At 39.7% G+C, this 23,611-nt stretch carries 24 protein-coding genes and 1 other annotated feature; of the genes, 5 read left to right on the forward strand and 19 right to left on the reverse strand.

The window, feature by feature from the left end:
- Nucleotides 1–15 precede the first annotated feature (15 nt).
- Nucleotides 16–259 (reverse strand) — a binding site (T-box leader).
- Nucleotides 260–333: 74 nt separating this feature from the next.
- Nucleotides 334–1,395, reverse strand: a complete 1,062-nt coding sequence (locus ACOAOT_RS10120) for a GtrA family protein (protein ID WP_420216872.1) — start codon at nucleotides 1,393–1,395, stop codon at nucleotides 334–336.
- Nucleotides 1,396–1,557: 162 nt separating this feature from the next.
- Here ACOAOT_RS10120 and ACOAOT_RS10125 point away from each other — a divergent pair, with 162 nt between their 5' ends.
- On the forward strand, nucleotides 1,558–2,592 hold the full coding sequence (locus ACOAOT_RS10125; RefSeq protein ID WP_420216873.1) for a phosphodiester glycosidase family protein: 1,035 nt from the start codon (nucleotides 1,558–1,560) through the stop codon (nucleotides 2,590–2,592).
- Nucleotides 2,593–2,803: 211 nt separating this feature from the next.
- Here the strand turns inward: ACOAOT_RS10125 and ACOAOT_RS10130 are convergent, their stop codons facing one another.
- Nucleotides 2,804–4,876, reverse strand: a complete 2,073-nt coding sequence (locus ACOAOT_RS10130; RefSeq protein WP_420216874.1) for a methyl-accepting chemotaxis protein — start codon at nucleotides 4,874–4,876, stop codon at nucleotides 2,804–2,806.
- A gap of 346 nt (nucleotides 4,877–5,222) precedes the next feature.
- Between ACOAOT_RS10130 and ACOAOT_RS10135 the strand changes: the two genes are divergently transcribed.
- Nucleotides 5,223–5,534 carry a helix-turn-helix domain-containing protein gene (locus tag ACOAOT_RS10135; protein ID WP_104437610.1) on the forward strand — a complete coding sequence of 104 codons (312 nt, stop codon included), beginning with the start codon at nucleotides 5,223–5,225 and terminating at the stop codon, nucleotides 5,532–5,534.
- Between the two features lie 83 nt (nucleotides 5,535–5,617).
- Here the strand turns inward: ACOAOT_RS10135 and ACOAOT_RS10140 are convergent, their stop codons facing one another.
- The 10 genes from ACOAOT_RS10140 to ACOAOT_RS10185 form a co-directional block, all read right to left on the reverse strand.
- Nucleotides 5,618–5,791 carry a hypothetical protein gene (locus ACOAOT_RS10140; RefSeq protein ID WP_420216875.1) on the reverse strand — a complete coding sequence of 58 codons (174 nt, stop codon included), beginning with the start codon at nucleotides 5,789–5,791 and terminating at the stop codon, nucleotides 5,618–5,620.
- Nucleotides 5,788–6,864: a hypothetical protein gene (locus ACOAOT_RS10145; RefSeq protein WP_420216876.1), complete on the reverse strand. Its 1,077-nt coding sequence runs from the start codon at nucleotides 6,862–6,864 to the stop codon at nucleotides 5,788–5,790. Before ACOAOT_RS10145 ends, ACOAOT_RS10140 begins: the two co-directional genes overlap by 4 nt.
- Nucleotides 6,851–7,441, reverse strand: coding sequence for a hypothetical protein (locus tag ACOAOT_RS10150; protein WP_420216877.1), 591 nt, complete (start codon nucleotides 7,439–7,441; stop codon nucleotides 6,851–6,853). The genes ACOAOT_RS10145 and ACOAOT_RS10150 overlap by 14 nt, the downstream gene beginning before the upstream one ends.
- 21 nt (nucleotides 7,442–7,462) lie before the next feature.
- Complete coding sequence (locus ACOAOT_RS10155) at nucleotides 7,463–7,933, reverse strand: hypothetical protein (RefSeq protein WP_420216878.1); 471 nt, start codon at nucleotides 7,931–7,933, stop codon at nucleotides 7,463–7,465.
- Nucleotides 7,934–8,150: 217 nt separating this feature from the next.
- Entirely contained in the window at nucleotides 8,151–8,729 is a 579-nt protein-coding gene (locus ACOAOT_RS10160) for an accessory gene regulator ArgB-like protein (RefSeq protein ID WP_420216879.1), read from the reverse strand.
- Nucleotides 8,729–8,890: a cyclic lactone autoinducer peptide gene (locus tag ACOAOT_RS10165; protein ID WP_242980208.1), complete on the reverse strand. Its 162-nt coding sequence runs from the start codon at nucleotides 8,888–8,890 to the stop codon at nucleotides 8,729–8,731. Before ACOAOT_RS10165 ends, ACOAOT_RS10160 begins: the two co-directional genes overlap by 1 nt.
- Before the next feature lie 67 nt (nucleotides 8,891–8,957).
- The gene (locus tag ACOAOT_RS10170; RefSeq protein ID WP_420216880.1) at nucleotides 8,958–10,307 is read right to left on the reverse strand and encodes a sensor histidine kinase; all 1,350 of its coding nucleotides are present in this window, start codon (nucleotides 10,305–10,307) and stop codon (nucleotides 8,958–8,960) included.
- 1 nt (nucleotide 10,308) lies between these two features.
- Nucleotides 10,309–11,085, reverse strand: coding sequence for a LytR/AlgR family response regulator transcription factor (locus ACOAOT_RS10175; RefSeq protein ID WP_420216881.1), 777 nt, complete (start codon nucleotides 11,083–11,085; stop codon nucleotides 10,309–10,311).
- 150 nt (nucleotides 11,086–11,235) lie between these two features.
- Nucleotides 11,236–12,981 (reverse strand): ABC transporter ATP-binding protein, encoded by a 1,746-nt coding sequence (locus ACOAOT_RS10180; RefSeq protein ID WP_420216882.1) that lies wholly within the window; start codon nucleotides 12,979–12,981, stop codon nucleotides 11,236–11,238.
- Between the two features lies 1 nt (nucleotide 12,982).
- The gene (locus ACOAOT_RS10185) at nucleotides 12,983–14,713 is read right to left on the reverse strand and encodes an ABC transporter ATP-binding protein (protein ID WP_420216883.1); all 1,731 of its coding nucleotides are present in this window, start codon (nucleotides 14,711–14,713) and stop codon (nucleotides 12,983–12,985) included.
- Between the two features lie 115 nt (nucleotides 14,714–14,828).
- On the opposite strand from ACOAOT_RS10185, the gene ACOAOT_RS10190 reads away from it, so the two are divergent.
- Complete coding sequence (locus tag ACOAOT_RS10190; RefSeq protein ID WP_420216884.1) at nucleotides 14,829–15,716, forward strand: LysR family transcriptional regulator; 888 nt, start codon at nucleotides 14,829–14,831, stop codon at nucleotides 15,714–15,716.
- Here ACOAOT_RS10190 and ACOAOT_RS10195 read toward each other — a convergent pair.
- On the reverse strand, nucleotides 15,713–16,603 hold the full coding sequence (locus ACOAOT_RS10195; RefSeq protein ID WP_420216885.1) for an SPL family radical SAM protein: 891 nt from the start codon (nucleotides 16,601–16,603) through the stop codon (nucleotides 15,713–15,715). The genes ACOAOT_RS10190 and ACOAOT_RS10195 overlap by 4 nt on opposite strands.
- Before the next feature lie 102 nt (nucleotides 16,604–16,705).
- On the opposite strand from ACOAOT_RS10195, the gene ACOAOT_RS10200 reads away from it, so the two are divergent.
- Nucleotides 16,706–17,536 carry a YihY/virulence factor BrkB family protein gene (locus ACOAOT_RS10200; protein ID WP_420216886.1) on the forward strand — a complete coding sequence of 277 codons (831 nt, stop codon included), beginning with the start codon at nucleotides 16,706–16,708 and terminating at the stop codon, nucleotides 17,534–17,536.
- 54 nt (nucleotides 17,537–17,590) lie between these two features.
- Here ACOAOT_RS10200 and cysK read toward each other — a convergent pair whose 3' ends face one another.
- The 5 genes from cysK to ACOAOT_RS10225 form a co-directional block, all read right to left on the reverse strand.
- A complete protein-coding gene (gene cysK / locus ACOAOT_RS10205) occupies nucleotides 17,591–18,520 on the reverse strand; it encodes a cysteine synthase A (RefSeq protein WP_420216887.1) in 930 nt (309 codons plus the stop codon).
- Between the two features lie 77 nt (nucleotides 18,521–18,597).
- Nucleotides 18,598–20,094, reverse strand: coding sequence for a carboxypeptidase M32 (locus ACOAOT_RS10210; RefSeq protein WP_420216888.1), 1,497 nt, complete (start codon nucleotides 20,092–20,094; stop codon nucleotides 18,598–18,600).
- A 79-nt stretch (nucleotides 20,095–20,173) separates the two neighbouring features.
- Nucleotides 20,174–21,250, reverse strand: coding sequence for a 5'-3' exonuclease (locus tag ACOAOT_RS10215; RefSeq protein ID WP_420216889.1), 1,077 nt, complete (start codon nucleotides 21,248–21,250; stop codon nucleotides 20,174–20,176).
- 34 nt (nucleotides 21,251–21,284) lie between these two features.
- Complete coding sequence (locus tag ACOAOT_RS10220; RefSeq protein ID WP_104437625.1) at nucleotides 21,285–21,518, reverse strand: hypothetical protein; 234 nt, start codon at nucleotides 21,516–21,518, stop codon at nucleotides 21,285–21,287.
- A 49-nt stretch (nucleotides 21,519–21,567) separates the two neighbouring features.
- Nucleotides 21,568–22,065 (reverse strand): macro domain-containing protein, encoded by a 498-nt coding sequence (locus ACOAOT_RS10225; protein ID WP_277407789.1) that lies wholly within the window; start codon nucleotides 22,063–22,065, stop codon nucleotides 21,568–21,570.
- A 181-nt stretch (nucleotides 22,066–22,246) separates the two neighbouring features.
- On the opposite strand from ACOAOT_RS10225, the gene ACOAOT_RS10230 reads away from it, so the two are divergent.
- Entirely contained in the window at nucleotides 22,247–23,068 is an 822-nt protein-coding gene (locus ACOAOT_RS10230) for a CZB domain-containing protein (RefSeq protein ID WP_420216890.1), read from the forward strand.
- Between the two features lie 84 nt (nucleotides 23,069–23,152).
- Here ACOAOT_RS10230 and ACOAOT_RS10235 read toward each other — a convergent pair whose 3' ends face one another.
- Nucleotides 23,153–23,605, reverse strand: a complete 453-nt coding sequence (locus ACOAOT_RS10235; protein ID WP_097005819.1) for an NUDIX hydrolase — start codon at nucleotides 23,603–23,605, stop codon at nucleotides 23,153–23,155.
- Between the last annotated feature and the right edge of the window lie 6 nt (nucleotides 23,606–23,611).

The raw sequence follows: 23,611 nt of genomic DNA on the forward strand, positions 1-23,611 counted from the left end.
AAAGCTCCATCCCTGTAAAGGGACGAAGCTGTGTTCGCGGTACCACCCTGATTCCTGCATCAAAAGCAGGCACTCGGCATACGTAACGTGTACGGACGTCATGACCTACCCGCCTGCCAATTAAATAAATTCACAAGTTTCAGCCATGCTGCTTCAGTGGGAAATTCGAACTCTTAATTGAACTTAAAAGGGCTTTCAGCCGGTGACCCCTTCTCTCTGATAGAAATTAAGATTCTACTTGCACTTTCATTGCATTTCATATTTTAATGTAATATTGTCACCATTATAATAAGATAAAATTAAAATGTCAAGACATTTTTAAACCTGTCCTTTCTATAAAGCGGAATGAACCGGTCTTTTCTTGAAAACGAAAAATTTCTGAACCAGAAAGTTAACAAAGAAGATCGTGACCTCCACCACAATTTTTGCTTCTAAGCCACCCATTCCCCAATCTCTTACCAGCCATAAAAGCATGGCAGTATTGACTGCCAGTATGGAAAGAGCCAAAGCGGCATAGCCCAAGGCAGACTGCAACAGGTTTCCTTTGTAATGAAATACATAATTGCGGTTTACAAAGAAGTTAAATGAAGCACTTACAATTCTTGACATGATGTTGCTGACAGCATCTGCAGTTATAACCCCGAGTCCGGAAGTAAGGGATAAAAGAATGCCAAACAGCAGGTAATCGATACAAAAACTGAGAAACGAGGACGAAACAAATTTTAGCATCGTCATATAAATCCGTGCAGAGTCTTTTAAGGGCCGGAAATGAGAAGATTTATTTCCTTCCAGATAAATCGTTTCAATGGGAACTTCCACAATCCTGATATTTTCTTTAATACAGGTCAGAAGCATATTTGTCTCATATTCATACCGCTCTCCTGATATCTCAAGTAGCATTGGAATTAATGTGCTGTCAAACCCTCTCAGCCCAGTTTGCGTGTCTTTCAGCCATTTTCCAGATAAAAGCCAGAACGTAAATCTTGTAAGCTGATTACCTAATCTGCTTCTTAAGGGTATATTACCCTGGAAATTGCGGCTGCCGATTATAAGAATATTTTTCTCTCCTGTTTTTGCCTCTAATAAACGAGCAATATCAGTCACAGTATGTTGACCATCTGCATCAGCAATGATTATTCTGCCTGAAACCTTCTGATCTCTGATAAATGTTAATGCAGTTTTAACTGCTTTTCCTTTTCCGTAATTCCTGTCATGCTGCAGTACAATTCCATAGCTTTCTGCCTCACGGAAAATTTCTTCTGCTTCTATCCTGCTCCCATCATTGACAATCAGCAGCACTGCTTCCAATTTGTAACTCAATTCCTTTAAGAGAGCAATTAGCCGATCATCCGGATTATACGCCGGAATAATAATATAATTATTCTTTACTGCCATAGAGTTCCTCTCTTTCTGTCACTTTTTCAACAGTATACAAGTAACTACTGAAATAATACTGAAAAAATTCACACAGAATAATCTTTCTTTTTTTCAGATGTATTTAAGATTCAGGCGTTATACTCAACGCTATCAGTTCCGTTCAAGAAAAGGATACCCAATATGATAAATAATAAATTTATAAAAGTAATATTATTTGATTTTATAATTGCTTTGCTCTGCTTTGGAGCATTTATCCTTTATTTCTATATCATGCCACGTAAAGGGGATCAGAATGCTACCATTTTAATCAATGAGGCCGCTACAGAGTCCCAGGCTTTTGCTCTTCCAGACAGCGTTGACAATACCAATACCAGTCCTTCTGGTAAAAAAAGAGGCAATAAAAATAATCCCGGCAATGGTAATACTAATACAAAGTCAATTGTATCAGAAAAAAACAGCCTGGATTTATCCAGTAAAACCAATACAACTTTGGAGTCATTCAAAAATGATAACATACAGCTGAACATTACAAAAAATGAGTTAGGAGAGGGAAATGATAAAATCACCTATTATACCGCCGATCTATACGTAACCTCCGTCAAGCAGCTTCAAACTGCTTTTGCCAATGGGACATTTGGTAAGAATTTAAGAGAGACAACCGTTCAAATGGCGGAAGATAATGATGCTTTATTGGCGATATCCGGTGATTCCTATGGAAATAATGAAACGGGAATTGTAGTAAGAAACGGAATTCTTTACCGTTCAGATACGAATGATGCAGAAATATGCGTTTTGTTTCTGGATGGTACTATGAAAATATATACTCCAGAAGAATTTGATCAGAAAAAGATACTGGAATGCGATGTATGGCAGGCGTGGAACTTCGGTCCATCGTTATTGGATAACGGGTCAGTCAAGACTACGTTTGAAACTACCTCTTATTTAAATGGCAGCAATCCCCGCTGTGCGATTGGTTATGTCGGCCCAGGGCATTATAAGTTCGTTCTGGTGGACGGACGTAATATAGGATATTCGAAAGGAGCAACCATGAGTGAGCTTGCAGAAATCATGGCCAATGAAGATTGTCTGCTGGCCTATAATCTGGATGGTGGAAAATCCTCTGCTATGGTATACCAGGGTAATTATATAAATCAGCCAGTTGAAGGCGGACGCACGATCAGTGATATTATTTATTTCAAAAAGGAGGGTTCATGACAATGAATAAATGGTATGTTAATTTATGGCCACACTTAACCTTCATTCTGGCACTATTCATAGCAACACTCTGGGTTTTGGATCAGCTAAACCCCATGATGAATTTTCTTAATAATCGGATCGCAGATTCTGCCTTATTTCTTTTTTGCATTTCATCCCTTATTACCTCCGCCATTTCAATCTGGCGGAGGTACAGGTGACAATAATGAAATTACTTTAATTTAAAGCCGGAAACCACCGTCTTAAGTTCTTCTGCAATCCGCTCCTGCTTCTCTGACATCTTTGACATGTCCTGTACAACTTCATATGCCTTTTCAATTGTACTAAGAACCATGCTGCTGTTGCCTGCCGTAGTCTGGACGGATTCGGAAACATTCTGTATGGCATCACGCACTTCCTGCATGACCTGGCTGATGTTGGTGGCCATCTCCTCCACTTCATTGGAAATCTCCTCAACGGTAACTGCATCCCGGCCATATTGCTGACCTACATTCACAAAATTGTTGTAATCAGGAGTCACAGTGTCTCTTAAGAACAACAGCATAGACTGTGATCCGTCTAACATCATAGAAAATGCATTCTGGACATCTGTTATAGTACCCTCAATTTCCTTAACAATCTCAGAAGTGTCCTTGGCAAGTTTCCCGATTTCTCTGGCAACAACTGCAAAGCCTCTGCCCTGCTCTCCTGCTCTTACCGCTTCAATAGAGGCGTTCAGTGACAGAAGATTAATCTGGGAGGCCGTATTGGAAATAAGACGAGCCATATCGCCGATCCGTTCCACTACCTTTGCATGCTGGACAGCCATCTGGAGGTCCTGTTCTCTTTCCTGTGAAATAACAATGGCATTGTCATAGGCTTCTCTGCTCTTTTTCTCAATGTCTTTTGCCCGTTCCATAATCTCACCGGAAATCTTGCTGCTTTTTTCCGTCTCGCTGGCAAGTACTCCTACGGATGAGTTAACCTCTGCAAGAGATGCATTCAGTTCTTCCGTTGCTGCGCTGGAAGACATCATCGCCTTGTCTACATCACTCATATATGTTTTCACATCACTGAACTGAACAAGCAGACCGGTCGATACTTTATTTAAATGTATACTGGCATCGGTAATATCACCAGCCTGGTCGGAAATCTGCTCGATCACGCCTTTATTACTTTGGAACATATTGTTTAATGAGCTGCTCATCTGCCCCAGTTCATCTTTACGTCTGGATTTCAGTGGCTTTACCGTAAAATCGCCGTCTGCAAGAGAGCCTGCGAACTTACGGACTTTCTTAAGACCAGATGTAATACTTCCAACCTGAAGTAAAACTGCAATGATACATAAAACCAAAGCTGCTGCGCTGATTTTCGCCAGCTTTTCATTTAAGGCAACAATGGGTTCTGCCAGCTCGGATTGAGGCATCTTAATCATAATAATCCAGCCCACACCCGGAACCGTATCATAATAGAGGTTATAAGTTTCCCCACCCTCTGTATAGAACGTCTTTCCTTTGTCGTTTGCCACCATCTGGGCTGCTGCTGCGGAAAGTGTGGCATTCTCATCCTGAGTCATATTCACACCTTTACTCACTTTTTCTGCATCTGCGCCGCAAAGATAAACACCTTCACCGGAAATTAATACTGCAGTTCCGTTCTTACCAACTTTAATGGATTTAATCAGTTCGTCAATGTCGCTAAGCTGCATATCTACCGTAACTGCTCCGATGAAACGGTTGCTGCTGTCATAGATAGGAGCTGTGCAGCTTGCCATCATCATGTTGAGGGTGGAATCAAAATAAGGATCGGTTATAATTGCATCCTTTGTCCCTCCTGATACGGATTTATAATACGCCTGATTAAAATAGTCATAGCTCTCATTGCTGTATTCATTGGTTAAGGTCACCTTATCCCCATCTTTATACCAGTAAGGCCCTACATACTTTTGCTGTGGATCATATACATTTGGTTCAAACCAGATACCACTGCCAAGTATTAAATCATTACCAGATATAATATCTGCTATCGCCTTGCCATATGTATCAAGATCCGTGGACTGATAAGAGGCCCCTACGATATGAGAAATATTCATCGCTGTGGTCTCTACTGCATTCAAATAATTGTCAATGCCGTTTACATTCGCTTTCAGCTCTGATTCCATAGTGGAATTACTCTGCTGCTCAATCAACTCTCTGCTTGTAGATTCACTGAGCTTCGCTAATAGTGCCAGTGCCAGCACTACGACGGGTAAAATGCCAAGGAGCATCTTTATCCCAATGCTTCTGATTCCTACTCTTCTTTTCATAATTTTATCTCCTGTAGTTCAAACTTCGACCTCATACCGCATGTTTCGACATCTATATTAGAAACATCATAACATACCAAGGTAAAATTTACTAATTACATTTGCTAATATTATGTATGCCTGATTCCGCTTTTTCTATTGCATTTTTACTTATGTACATATAAACTGATTATCAGAACTTTTATATTAATACAAACTCCTTTCCTCCCTGCACTTTTTACATAATATTAACAGTTTTTAATTATACTATTGGTATTCAAATTATGCAATATATGAATTTTACATATTTTAATCGTGTATTTTACAAATTTTATTATCATAAAATATAGTACGAGAGGTGACTATAATGGATCAAGACTATATCAATAAAAGAATTACAGAATTACGTCTAAAAAAGGGAGTGGCAGAACATAAGATGAGCCTGGAGCTTGGGCACAGCAGAAGTTACGTACAAAGTATCTCCAGTGGCAGAAGTCTCCCTTCCATGGCGGAGTTTCTGGCAATCTGTGAGTACTTAAGCGTAACGCCGAAAGATTTTTTCGATAATGATAATCCCAACCCGCCCTTAGTCAGGGATACAATAGACAAGCTTAAATCTTTGCCGGAAAGTGATTTACTGCTGATCTTAACCATGATCAACCGGCTTCAGTCAAAATAGGCGCAAACAAACTTTTATAACAGATCATTTCATCGTCCCCGTGCAGAAGTACGGGGATTTTGAGGTACAAAGGGACGCGCTGTTTATGTTCTTAAACTGCTGACACCTGAAGAATTTCTAACATCATTGATCTGATCCAGGGAAACAATGGAGGGAATTGCCTCCAAAGCCCTTACATATAATTCATCCATATCCCCTCTGTTTAACATTCCAAAAAAATATCCGTATAAATCCTGAAACGTCTGATCTTTTATCATATAATCTCTTTCCTTTCCCCAGCCGTATCTCCAGCCGGTACGCAACCAATTGCATACGCATGTTCTTCCCAGCCATCTGGTAAATATAACCGAACGGGATCTCCTGGTTTGGGCGTAACATACAAGCCCGTTCCTTCCGGTGATGTATATACAGAAGAAAACGGAAACCAAATGGGCTTTCCATAGGTTTCATCTTTCTCACTCAGCAGCTTTATCTGAACCGCGTTCTCCCCTGTATTTCTAACATTACCCATGATCATAAATCCCGCAAGATTTAAATGCTCCTTTGCAGGAACCAGGAAACCGGACCGGGTGCGGAGTACATAATCAAATTCCACCTTACCCCCGCTATAATTCATACTCATGGAGTATATGTAATAAGCGCTGTCTTCTAACATCACACAATCACATAAGCGCAGGCACTTTCTGCTTTTAATCAGATATTCAACAGTCTCACCTTTCTCATAGTCATCGTAGCATTTAATACGGTACTGGTCGGAATTAAAACACTTTCTGCCTTTTCTTTTTATTCTGCCAAAATGGAAACAGATGTTATTATGAACACTGTCTGCCATCAGAATCTGATTTTTCTTTGCAGCCAGACGTATTAAAAACTGCCAGTCTGTCTCCATATACTGTACAGCAAGACCATCAGACGTTTTCCGCATTTCTTTACTTAAAACCACAGTTGTATTCTCATATCCGGCAAGCACCGATCCAATTATCTGAAGATAATTCTGTCCCTCACCCTGAAACGTCCTTATATGCTTTTCTCTGTCAAGATCCATAGTCAGGGACACTGCAAACAGATTCCAATAATCAGCTCCAGCCCCCTCAATTTCGTATCTTCTTTCGATTCTGCCTTTGAAAACTGGTATTTCTTTGTTTTCCTCGTTAACAAAAGTTACAGTCAGCAAAACCTCTTTTGATCCTCTAAGAATCAGATTAGCTTTATCTGAATTTACCACTCCGGTTACAACAGCTGTAAAATGTTGATTTACTCTTTTATCAATAAAACATTGTGTCGGATAAAACATCTCCCCGGAATCCAAATAGATTCTAAGTTGCTCCAATTTCATTCTCCTTACTATATATCGTAATACTCTTGCGGATTTCGCTTAAGCAGCGGCTCCAGTCCAGCCTTTTCTCAAACGGACAGCTAAACATCACCATCAGCAGCTTTTTGCCCACCGGGTATATAATCAATGTATTAAAGAGATTATCATCAAGCGCTGTACTGATAAATTCCATCCATGCAAAAGGCACATTATATGTTGACTCTGTCCCATCTTCCAGACAAACACTCATTGGTTGAAATCGCTTTAAAACAAGATAAAATTCCTGTATTACATCCGCAAGCTGTTCTGGCTTAATCTCTCTATCTACCATACTGAAGGAGAAATTAACAGTGCCATCTTCATTTGTTTTTATAATTTCAGGACGCTGCTCAGAAAAATACTTTTTCTTCGCATCCTCCGGTTTCATATCCTTAAAGGTGGAGGGAAGAAAAATACCCACTTCGTTCTCAAACATCTTTGCTTCACGAAACTGAAGCAATTCTCCCTCCACATAAATCCCTGTTTCAATACTGGTAAACCGGTTAATCCGTTCAAGATGCCTGTCATTCATCAGTTTCTCTTCTTCGCACATGATTCTTCCTCTCTGTTTTGTTCAATCTTTATCTAATATATACTGGTCCATGTTCTCCTCTCCATGGCCTGCAATATAAGACAGCTCCTGACCTTTTGCGTAAATACCCTTTTCTTCCTCTCCTGCAGCAGATGCTCTGGTCATAACCAAAAGCAGTAATACAATCACTTCAATTACCAGCAGCAGTCTCTTGATTAATGATCCTTTTCTTAATACTGTCTTTTTTGATTTATAAGTAAATCTTGGTATTAAGACCAGCCTTTCCTGTAAGATTCTGCATTTTACAATTCCTGGTTCACGGGAGGCAAAGTCAAACAGCATATTCTGACTTTTTTTCAGATAATATAGACGATTCCAAAAATGGAGATCTCCGTATAAAATATCTGTTTCCAATTCGTAATTTTTTATTTCCTCGGTTCCATCCTCTTTACGGATTGAGCAGCTTGCTCTGTATTGGTAATAGCTTTCATTGTTTCTTTTATTCTGCACCATCAGCCCTCCTTTCGTTCCGAGAACTATATCACTTATAATTTACATTCTACATATAACTGAAAGAAATTCAACCGAAGTGCTAAAATTGTACACATTGAGCTCCAAAATTTGCATGCCGGTCCAGTTGAAACAGCCTTTTATTTAAGAATAGCAAGAAGAACCTGTTGATATCTAAAATAGAAAAACGAGACCGCTGCCAGGCAACAGTCTCGTTTTTCTATTTTACTTTACTATTCTTCAGCACTCCATATACAAGCATAACGGACAGCAGCATATGGCTTATAGCCAGTACAACACAGACTCTCATATTAACAAACCAGAATATTGCACCTACGATTACTTCCGTTAACCAGAACTGTCTGCTCTTTGACCGGTAACGGCTTGTCTCCTCTTTATCGAGAAGCTTGTTCCTGTCAGGAACAGGTGCAAACATAAAGATCAGAATTCCTGAAATAAGAAATCCTGCAATTGGGAGAATAAGAGCCGCTGTCCCAACTATGTACTTCTCAAGCAGACAAACAATCAGAATAAGGATTGCTGATACTACAGTACAGACTCCATTGGTTCTCGCATGATACCCGCCGCAATATGACCTTAATGGTATATAGCTGGCAAGGAACACAAACACTGGCACAGGTGCACGCATGATCACTGCTATGAACACAGCCACGACTATGTTTATAATCTGGTTTATTAATACCTCATAGGCGTAAAGATATAAAGCGCGCTGATCATCTTTTAAAAGATTCTTTTTAATTTGCCAGCTGACTATGTCTTCTGAAATCCGTTGTAACATTAGAACTTCCTGAGCATCTTAGCCTCTTCTGGCACTTCTGGCTGGTGATGAGCCCAGAAACAGGTTACATTAATTGTATAAGCTGCAACCAGTAATGCACATGTGTTCATCACCTTTACCATTGACACTTTTCCTTTTAAAGCATTTAACATTTTTCTCATTTTGAGACCTCCTTTTTTTCTTTCATAATATAACAGTAATTTAGGTTTTTCAAGTCAAGTGCCAAAATTATACACGTTGAGTGCCAAAATTTGCACACTGCCCTTCTGAAAACGCAGAAATCGTTAATATTGTATCGAATAAATTATCTTTTTGAGTAAGATTTAACGACCCTCCGTACTTCTCTGCCAACGATGTTACGATTCCTACTCCCAAACCATGATGTTTTGAATCTTCTTTTGTTGACAGCAGTTTATCCCCCTCCTTTTTGACTTTCACTTTAAAACTATTTTCAATATGGAATATCAGAAAATAATTAGTTCCCATAAATAGTTTTATATTTACTATTCGCTTTCCGGCTTCACATTTTGCAGCTGCCTCCAGCGCATTGTCAAGCAGATTACCGAACATTGATATCATATCGGAATCTGATATGAAATCCAGATTTAAATTTTTTTCTATAAACATAGATAACTGTATCTCAAGTTCCTTTGCCTTTGAAACACGTTCAGATAAAATAGCATTAAATACTGGATTACTGCTATAAATAACAATGTTAATTTCTTCTTGTATTTTACCCTTTAATTCATCAATAATTTCAACTATCTTATTGTTTTCCCCGTTTAAAGCTAATAAACGAAAACTGTTAAAATAAGAATGAACATCATGCATAAAGCAGCGGTAATGGTCATTTATTTTTAAGATATTCTGAAAATGATCATTTTCCATCTCTCTTTTAACCGAATAAAGTTCTGCGTATTTTATTTTATTCATCATATCCGTATATCTCTCCAGGATGATAAATATTGCTGCATTTGATAGATATAATAATACCGCTCCACCGCACATAAAAAATTGCAAAACAATAGTCTTAGGAAAATCCATATATAAAAAGCTGCTTGAAATAGCAAGGGATAGAATTGGCAGGATCAGTAAATACCACGAAAATCCATTATTATTCCTTATGTTTATTTTTTTAATATATTTTTCAATATAAATTAAAAATAAAATACCAACAATATATTCTAATATTAAAAAATATACTCCACCTGATGTGAACCATGGAGGTATGTAAAAAGGCAGATTGTATGAAAGAAATCGATATAATAGTTCAAAAAGAACTTCTTTTCCTCCTACAAAAGCAAAATAAATTATGGTATAAGCAATTCCATTTGTAAAGGAAACTTTAAATAAAAGCAGAGCATAAATATAACAAAAAAGTGGTATCGTAATAAAATTCAGGCCCACACTGCCAATTGCATTTTCAACAAAAATTAATAATGTTATAACTATACTAATCATATAACGCTTCATACCAAAAGTTTTAAAAGGATATATAGCGGCAAAAAATCTGCACATCATATAAACATCTGCACCGCAAAATAAAAGCCTTCTTAATGACAATAAATCATTTCCCATATCAAATGCCATCCTTATATTTTGATAACATAAATTCTTCCTTCAGCATATGAAACTCCTGCGCCTTGCTTCTGGTTATCTGAAACATGGTATCAACATCCTTCAGCCGCAATATCTTACTGGTGCAGTAGATCAAATATTTAAAGTTAATAATATAGCTGTCGTGAGGATAGCCAAAACCATATTTTTTAAGGCGCTCGTAAATTGTTTCCAGTCTTTCTGAAACACGGATATCCGGAACATCACTGCTATCTAAATCTTTTATTCCATAGATTCTGATTGAACTTTCAGAAATATGGACTCTGGTGTTTTTCTTATATTTTTCAATATAAACAATATCATCTGCTCTTAGAAACAAGCGCTCCCGGTTTACATTGGCAGAAAGCAGGGGTGCCTGTCCCAATTCGATCATTTTATCAAGAGAATCCCTTATGTACCGGTCCATAACTTCATCAGTCATATTCTTCATAATATACCGATATGGCTGAACTTCAAAACTACGTGGCGAAGGTTCTGCAAAACCCGTATAAAAGACCAGTATCACATTATTATCCAGCTGACGAACCCTGATTGCTGTTTCTTCTCCATTCATTTCGTTCATCTGAACATCAAGAAATATAATAGAAAATCTGATGTTCTTTATGGCTGCCAGAAGACTGATTCCCGAATCATATTCATGGATGCGGAACTTGTCGCTTTCCGGCATGTTTTTTCCAATTCGCTCTTTTAAACGCTCTCTGTCGCCGATACTATCATCACAAATAGCAATTTCAAACATACTTTTTCCCCTCTTACTAAGTTTCTTTCTATTAGATATCGTACTATCTCCCCTATTTTATAAGAAATATGTCAATAATACAAGAAAAGGTACCAGAAAAATACAAAATTCATATTTTCCCGGTGCCTTATTCATAATTATTCTGCCGAATTATACCGCAAACTGGCTATTGTAAAGCTGAGCATAAAAACCATTTTTAGAAAGGAGATCCTCATGAGTTCCCTGTTCAATAATATGACCATCTCTCATAACAAGTATGACATCTGCCTCCTTGATTGTGGAAAGACGATGGGCAACAATAAAACTGGTGCGCCCTTCCATCATTTTCGCAAATGCCTTTTGTATCTTTAATTCCGTCCTTGTATCAATGGATGAAGTCGCCTCATCAAGAATAAGAATTGGCGGCAGGCAGAGCATAACTCTGGCAATGCACAAAAGCTGCTTCTGTCCCTGTGATAAATTTCCTCCGTCTTCTGATATGATTGTATCATATCCCTGGGGCATTCGTAAGATAAAGCTGTGGGCATGGGCTTCTTTTGCCGCTGTAATAATTTCTTCTTCCGAAGCATCCGGCTTCCCGTATGCAATATTCTCTCTTATAGTACCTGTCTTTAACCAGGTTTCCTGTAGAACCATTCCATATTCAGATCTTAAACTTTTTCTGGTTATGTGCCGCACATCGTTTCCATCAACCTTGATTGATCCTGCATTTACATCATAAAAACGCATAAGCAGGTTGATGACAGTACTTTTTCCGCAGCCTGTGGGGCCAACAATGGCGATCCGCTTTCCCTGTCCTGCATGAAGATTCATATCTTCAATCAAAGGTACACTGGGATTGTAGGAGAAGTCAACATGCTCCAGTACCACCTCACCCTTTGCACCATTCAGTACCATCGCGTTGCTGTCATCTGGTACTTCTATTTCTTCATCGATCAATTCAAATACCCTGGCAGCAGATGCAAGTGCGTTCTGAAGCTCTGTTACCACTCCTGAAATCTCATTAAACGGCTTTGTATACTGATTGGCATAACTTAGAAAGCTGGACAGCTGTCCCACTGATAAAACGCCATTGACTGCTGCAAATGCTCCTGCAATTCCTACACACGCATACACGAGGCTGTTTACAAACCGGGTTGCCGGGTTTGTGATGGAGGAGAAAAATGTCGCTTTCAGCCCCCATATACGTAGGTCTTCATTAATGGCTTCAAATTTCTTCTGGGCTTCATCTTCATAAGCAAAGGCTTTCACCACTTTCTGATTGCCTAACATCTCTTCCACCAGTGAGGTCAGCTCTCCTCTGGTCTGAGACTGCATCCGGAACATGCTGTAAGTTCTTTTTGCAATAAAGCTGGCAACAAACAGGGACAGCGGTGTAACAAGCACAACTAAGGCAGCAATCACCGGGTTAATATAAAACATAAAGAACAAGGTTCCAAGGATTGTTAAAACTCCAGTGAAAAGCTGGGTAAAACCCATAAGCAGACCATCTGAAAACTGATCAATATCAGCAATGATTCTGCTGATGATATCCCCGTGAGCATGAGAATCAATATACTTTAAAGGAAGAATTTCCAGCTTGTTAAATGCCTGGGTCCTGATATCCTTTACTACACGGTAGGTGATCTGATTGTTAATGTGGCTCATAACCCACTGTGCTGCAGCAGTAATCAGTATAACAACAGCAATCTGCAAAAGTATCATACCCATGGCGTTAAAGTCTACCTGTCCTGCTCCTACAATACAGTCAATTGCACGTCCTATTAATATGGGAACATACAAAGTAAAAACCACAGTTAGAAATGCGCAGAACAGAGAGGCCATAACACTCCATTTATACTTTGCAATCTTATTTAAAATCCGCTTAATTGTGGACTTGTGCTTTTTTATATTCATATTACTGCACCTCCTTTTCAGACAGCTGGGAAAGGCAGATTTCACGGTAAACTTCACAGGATTCCATTAAATCACCATGCTTTCCGCAGCCGGCCATCTGTCCGTCGTCTAAAACGACGATTCGGTCTGCATTTCTGATTGTGGAAGCTCTCTGGGATACCAGAAATACTGTCATGTCTTTTGTTTCTTCTTTAATTGCCTTACGAAGGCGGGCATCTGTGGCAAAATCCAGAGCTGAAGCGCTGTCATCTAAAATGAGAATCTGGGGATCTTTGACAACCGCTCTGGCAATGGTAAGACGCTGACGCTGCCCTCCGGATAAGTTCTTACCTCCTGCCTCTATAATAAAGTCAAGACCTTCGCCCTTCTCATCCACAAAATCCTTCGCCTGGGCAATGGTAAGAGCACGGTAAATCTCTTCGTCAGAAGCATCTCTTTTTCCCCACTGCATGTTTTCCCTGATGCTTCCTTTAAATAATACGGCTCTTTGAGGAACGATTCCGACTATATTTCTCAGCTGGCTGAGAGAATAATTTTTGACGTCAATCCCTCCCACTTTAACACTTCCCTTAGATACATCATAAAATCGGGGAATTAAATTTACCAGAGTAGTTTTACCCGAACCGGTTCCGCCTATAATTCCAATTGTTTCACCTTTCATAGCCAGAAATTTAATTCCGGCCAGTGATTCTGCTTTTGCGCCCTGATAAAAAAGACTGACTTGATCAAATTCCACCTTGGGTACATCTGCTTCTTCCTTCACAATATCGTGATTTGTCTCCCTGATTCCCGATTCCATGGAAAATACGGAGCTGATCCGGTTGGCACAGGCCAGCGCTTTTGATATGGTGATAATCAAGTTTGCCAGTTTAACCAGCTCTACCAGAATCTGAGACATATAATTCACCAGAGCCACCACCTGCCCCTGGGTAATGATACCTGATTCAACACGGTTTGCACCAGTGTTAATCAGAACTATGATTGCAAGGTTAATAATGACATAAGTAAGAGGATTCATCATTGCAGAGATCTTTCCTACAAATACCTGAAATTTTACCAGCATGCCATTTTCTTCATCAAACCGGCTGATTTCATCATTCTGACGGTTAAAGGCACGAATTACACGGACTCCGCCTAAATTTTCTCTTGCAGTCAGTAAAACCCGGTCCAGCTGTTTTTGTACTTTCTTATATAAAGGCATACTTATAATCATAATGCCAAATACTACAACAGAAAGCACAGGTATGGAAACCGCAAATATAAGAGCAGCCTTAAAATCTATGGTAAATGCCATGATCATTGCACCGAATACCACAAAGGGGGAACGGAGAAATAACCGCAAAAACAGATTGACCCCTGATTGAACCTGATTCACATCGCTGGTCATTCGTGTAATCAAAGTGGCAGTTCCTACGGTATCAATTTCCTGATAAGACAGGCTGTTGATATGGGCAAATAAATCATTTCTCACTGATGTACCAAATCCGGCTGCTGCCTTTGCTGCAAAGTACTGGGCAGTAATGGAGCAGGCAAGTCCTATAATACCTAACAACACCAGCAATCCGCCCATAGAAAGAATATAGTGGAGATCGTGATTCTTAATTCCAATATCTATCACTCTGGCCATAACCAAAGGCACTAAAAGCTCAAAGCTGGCCTCCAGAAGTTTAAACAAAGGCCCCAGAATACTTTCCAGCTTATACTCATTTAGATATTTAAGGAGCTTTTTCATTTTCCTTTTCCTCCGTAATCAATACTTTTTTAGAATAATGCCTTGTATTATTATACCATTTTGATATAATAATACAAGCACAAATTGAAAATCTTATGAATAGAGGATGTACCATATGGTTCCGATTAATTCAAAACAGCTTTATTATTTTACAGTCATTTCAGAGACCGGCAGTTTCACAGCTGCCGCAAAGAAACTGGGAATATCCCAGCCGCCTTTAAGCAAGCAGATCATGCTATTGGAAGAGGAGTTGGGAGTTAAACTTTTTGAACGGGGAGCGAAAAAAACAGAACTTACAGAAGCAGGCACTTATTTATATTTTAAAGCAAGAGATATTTTATCTCTGATGGACTCCGTATCAGAAGATTTAAAACACTTTCCCTCTTCTGCCAGAGGTCTTTTAAAGCTGGGTGTCATCTCCTCTGCGGGAACAGTTCTTGTGGATTTTCTGAAACATTTTACAGCTGATCATCCAGGTGTCCGGTTTGAAGTGACAGAGGGAAACACCTATGAGCTTTTGGAGAAGATGAAAAACGGATTGGTTGAGTGTTCTATTATAAGGACACCTTTTAATCCGGAAGGACTGGAATGTGTCTATGGCAAGAAAGAACCCATTATGGCAGTGGGAATTCCAGATTTTTTTCCGGAGATATCAGATAACAAAGTAAGAATTACCGGATTAACTGGAAAGCCTCTGATTTATTACCGCAGATTTGATTCCATCATATCTCTTGCATTTCAAAACAGCGGCATAGAACCGGATATATTCTGCCGTAATGACGATGCAAGAACCTGCCTTCAATGGGCAAAAGCCGGACTTGGGATCGCACTGGTGCCCCAATCCATCTGTGATATTACGTTGCAGGATAACCTTATGTTTAAGGAGATTGATTCTCCTGATACAGTCACTCAGATTGCAGCAGTTTATAAAAAAAATGGCTATGTTTCAAACATAGCCAGAGAATTTGTAAATAGTTTTGGTTGTCAGAACGGTATGCTTTAATCAAACAGGCTTAACTGGGTTATCTGGTAGTTTTTCTTATAAGCATGAATGATATCAGGCATCTTATACAGAATCCTGTTGCGCTCACACTCTTCAGAAAATATTTGCCATAATTTACGCGCTTTGGGACTGGTGCAATGATAATTATTCTTATACTGTTTCATATATTTTTCGTCAAGATGTTCCCCGGGAAACAACTCTCTTAAGCGGTCGTAATACCATTCTCTTTGATTGTTGCGAAGTGTAACTCCAAAAGCCGGATAGATAAAATCGGCACCGGTTTCTTTTGCGGCATTTATGATTGAACGTATATTCTCCTCATGATCCTCTAAAAAAGGAAGCACGGGCATGAGGAGAATCCCTGCAAACAGCCCCCCATCCTTTAACGCCGCAATGAGAGACAACCGGTCAGAGGGTCTGGAAACTCTTGGTTCTAATTTAGCCGCCAGGGCATCGTCAGTGGTTGTAACCGTAACCTTTAACAGTACAGGTGAATGCTCTGCGATACTCTCCAGTATATCTATGTCTCTGGTAAGCAGGTTGCTTTTTGTGGCAATCGCTGCACCAAAACCAAAGGCATCAATTAATTCCAGTGCATGTCTGGTAAGTTCCAAATCCTTTTCCAGTGGATTATAAGGATCGCTCATAGCCCCAGTGCCCACCACTCCGGTTTTTACCTTTCGTCTTAAATCATCCCGGATAATTTGCAGCGCATCCTCTTTGACCCGAACCTGATCAAAATGGTCTATTCCATAACAGTCCGAACGGCTGTCACAGTATATACACCCATGGCTGCAACCCCTGTAAATATTCATATTATAATCAATCCCGAACCACCCGGAATCCTTTGTTTTTGTTACAATTGTCTTTGCAGGAATGAGTTCCATGCATCCGTCCTCTCTTTCTTTTTTGCCAAAAAGGTGATCCCTTGATATTTTCTTTCTGCCATGTTAATATGCTTATACAAGATAAGAAGGGAAGAGTTTATTATGATACGTTTGTTATTGCGCTGCAAGCAGATTTACGACAAATTTACCAGAGATGAAATGACTGTCTATGCAGCACAGGCATCATTTTTTACCATAATTGCTGCTTTTCCGTTTATTATGCTGTTATTAGCAATGATTCAGTTTATCCCCTCTATTACAAAAGCAAACCTGCTCCAGGTTTTAATCACAATCATTCCAAGCACCTTAGAGATTGACAGCGTCATCGTTACCGTAATTGAAGATCTTTATACTCATACTCCAGCGGCAATTTTATCTGCCACTGCCATAGCCGCGATCTGGTCCGCTTCCAGAGGCATGTTGAGCATAGAGCGTGGATTAAACCGTGTTTTCGGTCAGGAGAACAAGCGGAGCTATCTAATGACCCGTTTTGTCTGTGCCTGTTATACGGTTGTATTTATTATCATCTGTCTTCTGACGCTTGTACTTCTGGTACTGGGAGGTTCCATACAGTCATTTATGAACCATCATTTTCCTATCCTTGGTGAGATCACCCGATATGTTATCAGCTTTCGCACCATGCTTTTATTTATTCTCACCTTGTGTTTTGCCATGCTTTATACCTATGTACCTGAAAAGAAACAGCAATTTATGAAGCAGCTGCCGGGTGCCGTCTTTTCTACCCTTGGCTGGATCGGTTTCTCCTTTGCTTTTTCTATCTACTTTAGTAACTTCAGCAACTATTCAGTGATGTACGGAAGCCTGACAGCCATCGTCCTTTTAATGTTATGGCTTTATTCCTGCATCTCCATCCTGTTTTTCGGAGCCGAAATCAATTATTATTATTCAGAGAATTGGAAAGATGGAACATAACTTAGGAAAGCCAGTGATTCCCTTAAGAATCCCTGGCTTTTTATTACGGGCGATCTAAGAAAAAAGGGGCGTTGACAAATATCTGTCACCTGTGTCAGGAAGAAGCACTACGATTGTTTTGCCTTGGAATTCAGGCCGTTTCGCCACTTCTTTCCCGGCCCATACAGCTGCGGCAGAGGAGATACCTACGAGAATTCCCTCTGTCTTAGCGATCTCTTTTCCGGTTTCATATGCGTCATTATTCTCTACCGGTATAATTTCATCGTATATATCCTTATTGAGTACGGTTGGAATAAAACCAGCTCCAATTCCCTGGATTCCATGAGGGCCTGGCTTTCCGCCTGAAAGTATGGGTGATCCTGCCGGTTCCACTCCAATAATCCTGATATCCGGGTTCTTACCTTTTAAAAATTCCCCAACACCAGTGATTGTTCCTCCAGTACCAATTCCTGCAACAAATACATCGACTTTTCCATCTGTATCCGCCCATATTTCAGGTCCGGTTGTTTCACGGTGTATTCTTGGATTAGCAGGATTATCGAACTGTCCCATGATAACCGAACCTTCTATCTCCTTTTGCAGCTCTTCTGCTTTTTCAATTGCGCCTCTCATTCCTTTTGTTCCCTCTGTAAGCACAATTTCAGCCCCATACGCTTTTAAAAGATTCCTTCTTTCTACACTCATGGTCTCTGGCATAGTAAGGATTGCACGGTAGCCTTTCATGGCAGCAATGCTGGCAATACCGATCCCGGTATTCCCGGAAGTAGGTTCAATAATGGTGGCACCTGGTTTAATTGTACCATCTTTTTCTCCAGCCTCAATCATGGCTAATGCTGCTCTGTCTTTCACACTGCCTGCCGGATTAAAATATTCCAGCTTTGCAATGACACGAGCCTTCAGCTCATGCTTCCTTTCATAATTGGAAAGTTCCAGCAAAGGAGTATTGCCAATGAGTTCTATAGCACTTGTTCTGATATTTCCCATAATCAACCTCTTTTCTCATACGTTTATAAATTCCCGCGTATGTGTCCTGATTATATTTTATCTGCAGGCATGTATTATTATGATAAACCGTAAATCTTGCGGTACTTTTCTTTCAGGTAATCAATGAAATATTCGGGAGTAAAGTCCTCACCTGTTGCTGCCTTTAAAATCTCACGGCTTGTCTTCATCTTTCCGTACTGATGAATATGGCTCCGCAGATATTCTCTGATTACATCCATCTTTCCATCTCTTAAAAGCTGGTCAAAATCCATCTCTTTCTTCATATGGAAATAAAGCTGTGCTCCAAAGGCATTCCCAAGTGCATAGGAGGGGAAATAACCAAACAGTCCCTGTGACCAGTGAATATCCTGCAAAATCCCTTTTGAAACCTGTTCTGGACGGATTCCCAGATATTCTTCATATTTATCAGCCCAGATTTCCGGCAGTTTCTTTAAGTCCACATCTTCTTCCATAATCATCTTCTCCAGTTCATAGCGGATCATAATGTGGAGGCTGTAAGTCAGTTCATCTGCTTCTGTACGGATAAATCCGGGATCAACCTTGTTAATGGCTTCCATATACTGATCGATGGGCACAGAAACAAGCTTGTCAGGATAAAGTTCTTTTAATTTATCATAAAGAGGAATCCAGAAGTTGGGATTACGGCCAATGATATTTTCATAAAATCTGGACTGGGATTCATGCATACCCATAGAAGTTCCCTGTCCCACAGGCGTCTGAGTAATCTCATCACTAATTCCCAATTCATAAAGTCCATGACCGCCTTCATGAATCACAGAAAACATGGAGCTGTCCATCTTATCATGATAACTGGTTGTGATGCGGACATCATGATTGTGAAGATTGGTTGTGAATGGGTGGGCGCTCTCAGACAAAACGCCTTTGTGAAAGTCAAACCCAATATACTCAGCAAGGAACCGAGCCATCTCCTCCTGCTTTTCTTTGGGGTATCCTCCAGTGAGAAAGGAATCGTCAATTTCTTTTCCATTCTCTTTAATTTCTTTTAAAAGAGGAATGATCTCTTCCTTCAGTCTACCGAAAAATTCATCCAAAAGCTCTGTATCAAAGCCCTTCTCGTATTCTGCAAGAAGGACATCGTAAAGCTTCTGTCCCTCTTTCTTTCGATAAGAGGCGACTTTTCTTTTATAATTAATTACCTTTTCTAACGTAGGCAGAAATGATTCGTAATCTTCGTTCTTTTTTGCCTTAAACCACACTCTCGCTGCTTCTGCTATGAGCTGGGCATTCTCCCTGTATTCCGCTTTTGGAATACAGATCAGTTCCTCTCTGGCTTCCTTTGCGCCTTTTAAAACTGCCTGCTGGATCTCAGATAAATCAGATTCTTTTTCACACGCTGCAATGGCGTCTCCCATTTCATCACCAGTCATAAATCCGTAATACTCCTCAGAAAGAGTACCAATCACTCTGGCAGTATAAGGTCCTGATTCTTCCGGAGCCAGTGTCTCATTATCCCACTCAAAAAGAACAAGAGCAGTCTGCAGAGCCATTGTCTTTTCTAATATAAAAGATAAGTTTTCATAAGTTTTATTCATTATTATTTCTCCTTTACAAAAAAATCGGGACATTCTGTATGATTGTCTCCAAACCCATTGAAAAAATACCGGAACGGGTTTATTTTCCGCTGCCAAAGATGGAAGCTTCTTTTATATCCAGCTTTATCAGCCATTCCCGGATCTTCTCTTCCATATAAGAAGAAACGTTAAAATCTTCTAATTGAAAATCGATTTCAATATCTGTTTTCATGGTAGCAAGAATTTTAGATAATAAGGCAGCCTTTTCACCGCAAAGTTCTTCTTCGCTGGTCTTCGTCATGGCTTTATACGGTGATCTTGAAATGCCCAGATCATTTTTCCAAAAATCCTGAAGATCCTTTAACCGCTTTTTGTCTGATTCCGCTTCGTGTATGGCAGCATAAATGTTCTCAACAGTTCCATATTCCCGAAGCAGTAATGGCGCTGCACTGCTGACCCCTTTTACCCCCGGAATATTATCAGAAGCATCACCCTGTATTCCTTTTAAATCCGGAATCTGCTCCGGCACTACGCCTTCTTCATGCAAAACTGTATCCGATGTATATTCGAATACTTTTTCCGGAAGATTAATTTCTTCTTTTCCAATACCGTAAAAAGAATAATACTTTTTATAAAGCTCGTCCGCTTTCTCCTGGCGGGACTGAACCATCCACGCACGGACATTATGCTCATCACTTACCAGCTGAAGGTAATCATGATCCTTGGTCAAAACAACCATGGGGATCTGATCCCTGAATTTCATAACCAGACTTCCTGCATAATCATCGGCTTCATACTGATCACAGTAAAGCACCTTAAATCCTGCTTCCTCCAAAATACGTTCCATGAGTGCAAACTGTTCTTTTAACGGATCTGGTGTTGTTCCTCTAGTCCCTTTATACTGGGAATACAGTTCTCTGCGAAAGGTATCTCTGGTTTTATCAAAAACAAAGGCGATGTGGTCAGGCTGCTGCTTCTTCATAAGGGACACTATCATCTTAAGCATACCAAAGATCGCATTGGTATACGTTCCATCCTTTGAATGAAGAATCTTATCATAATGCTTCAGTTTTTCCTCTTCTGTCTTGGCAAACATAATTTCTCTGGGCAAAACCGCATAATAACAGGTTGACAGCATGGATGAGCCATCTACAACCACAAATTTATTTTCTGACATCTATAAACTCCATTCTTTTCCGTTCCAGACGGAATTAAGTAAAATAATTCTGCAATTCCGTTTCATTCTTTGCGCCCAGCCGTTTCATAATTTCCTTCCGCTCCTGAGCAGACAATCCCTTCCACAGCTTTTGAACGCGGGGGTCTGAAAATCCAACATAGGGCAGACCATTTCTATCGCATTCATAAGATGATAAATAGTGATTGAGCGCACTCCATTCCACATAAAAAGCAGTGATACTGCGGCTTAAAGAGCTGACTTTTGCCATATTCGTTCCTCCCGGATATTTTTGCTGACTTTATGCTGCAATGATATATCTATGATTGTGAATCATTTTTCCAAATTTGAACTTCACCTTGGTAATCGGAAAAGCAGCTATTAATAATCTCTTCCACTTTATTCCAGTCTCCACCTGCATTCCCACAGCCGATACCATAGGGAAATGCCACTTTTTCCAGTTTTCCTCTGACATCTACAAAATCCCGGATCTCAGTTACAGCCTTCAAAAGCGCTCTATAATCCGTATAAATTCCATTCTTCCCATAATTATCCTGTCCGTAAAGATTGGCAATCAGAAACCACCGGCCATTTAATTCAACCGGCTGCGCTGAAACCCTGCCTAATAAACCGGAGGTAATTCCGCCGGCCTGCTCCTGCCACTGTTTTGTAATAATCCGATATGTCTTCTCTACCTCAGGAAACATCGTTTTAATCTGCCCGGCAATTCCCCGTCCAAATACTCCCTGGCAATTCACCTGATGACAGATAATGTCCGCATCGGAATTAAAGATATCTCCGCTGAAATACTTTAGCATAATTCTCTCCTCCAAGCTTATCTAATCAGATATCCTAACTCATTATACCCTGATTTTCCAGTTATTCATAGTACATTCACCAAGTTTTAACATATATTTTCCAAAAACCCGTTGAAGTATAGGGAAATAAGATTTATAATAAACATTAACAGCAAATAAAAAAGGTAAGGTACGTAAGAGAATGGAAAAAGAGATTAAATGCCCCTACATTATATTTAAAATTGCAGGTTCTTTATACTGCATAAACAGCAAATACATATCCACAATTTTACAGTTGCCGGAATACAGTACCATTCCTGCCGCACCAGCGAATGTCACCGGAATGTTTAAGTACCGGAACCAGGTCATAAATATGATGGATTTACGCATTACGTTTGGTTTAAAGCCCATCGTAGAAGAATGCAAAGACTTTGAACAGATGATTGATGCCAGAAAACAGGATCATATCAACTGGGTCAATGAGCTTGAAAGATATATCAAAGAAGGCGGCTCCTTTAAGCTGGCAAAAGATTCCCACCAGTGTGCATTTGGAAAATGGTACGATAATTTTACCACGGATAATCAGTCAATTATCAATCATTTAAAAAAAATCGAAGAGCCTCATGAGAAACTCCATAAGGCAGCTGCTGAAGCAGAAGACTGCAAAAGAGACTGTGAAAACTGCCAGGAATCCGAATGTCTGCAAACGGTCTTAAAGCGGGTAAAAGGCGAATCCATGCCGGTTATTTTAAAACTTCTGGATCAGACAAAGGATCTGTTCCGTTCTACTATTTATAAAGAGATGGTTTTAATACTTGATGGTATCCAGTGGGGTATGGTTGTAGACGAAATCGTGGCTGTTGAGGATCTGGATATTATCTCTGAACGTCACGAAGACCCTATGGTTAATCATTGTTCCTATTTAGGCAGAGTTATGGAAAGTGAAAAACGGGAAGGACTGATCTTTGAACTTAATCCAGAGACACTGATGGCTAAATTCAGAGATCTGGAATTAACATTTTAACAATCAAATAGAGAAGAGCCGGAAAAGTTTTGGCAGAAGCTTTTCCGGCTCTTTTTACAGTCAGGAAAACAGCTCTGACTTCTTTCAGAAATACTTTTTATTACCCCAAAGGTTGCTCTTCTTCAAATCCAGATATTCATTGTATGCTTTTTCCAAAATCTGCTTTTCATTGGAAAACTTCAGAAGATGATACGCTTCATGGAACTTATAGTATCCTGAATCAATAAAATATTCTTCCCGCTGTGGTTTACTGTAATAGCTGTCGGCCATCATGAGATACCAGTATACATCCTTTTCCACCATATCCTGAGGCGTATTGAAAGAATACTGACTCTTACCAATGTACTTGATAATGGACGCACTTACTCCGGTCTCTTCCTTAACTTCCCGAAGTGCCGTCTCTTTATACTCTTCACCCGCTTCTACTGTTCCCTTCGGCAAAACCCAACCTTCATACTTGTTTTTGTAATTCTTATATAAAACCAGAATTTTACCTCGAAAAATAACCACACCGCCACAACTCGTTGCTTCTATCATTGCAAT

Source organism: Lacrimispora struthionigena (assembly GCF_048627165.1).
Lineage (GTDB): Bacteria > Bacillota > Clostridia > Lachnospirales > Lachnospiraceae > Lacrimispora.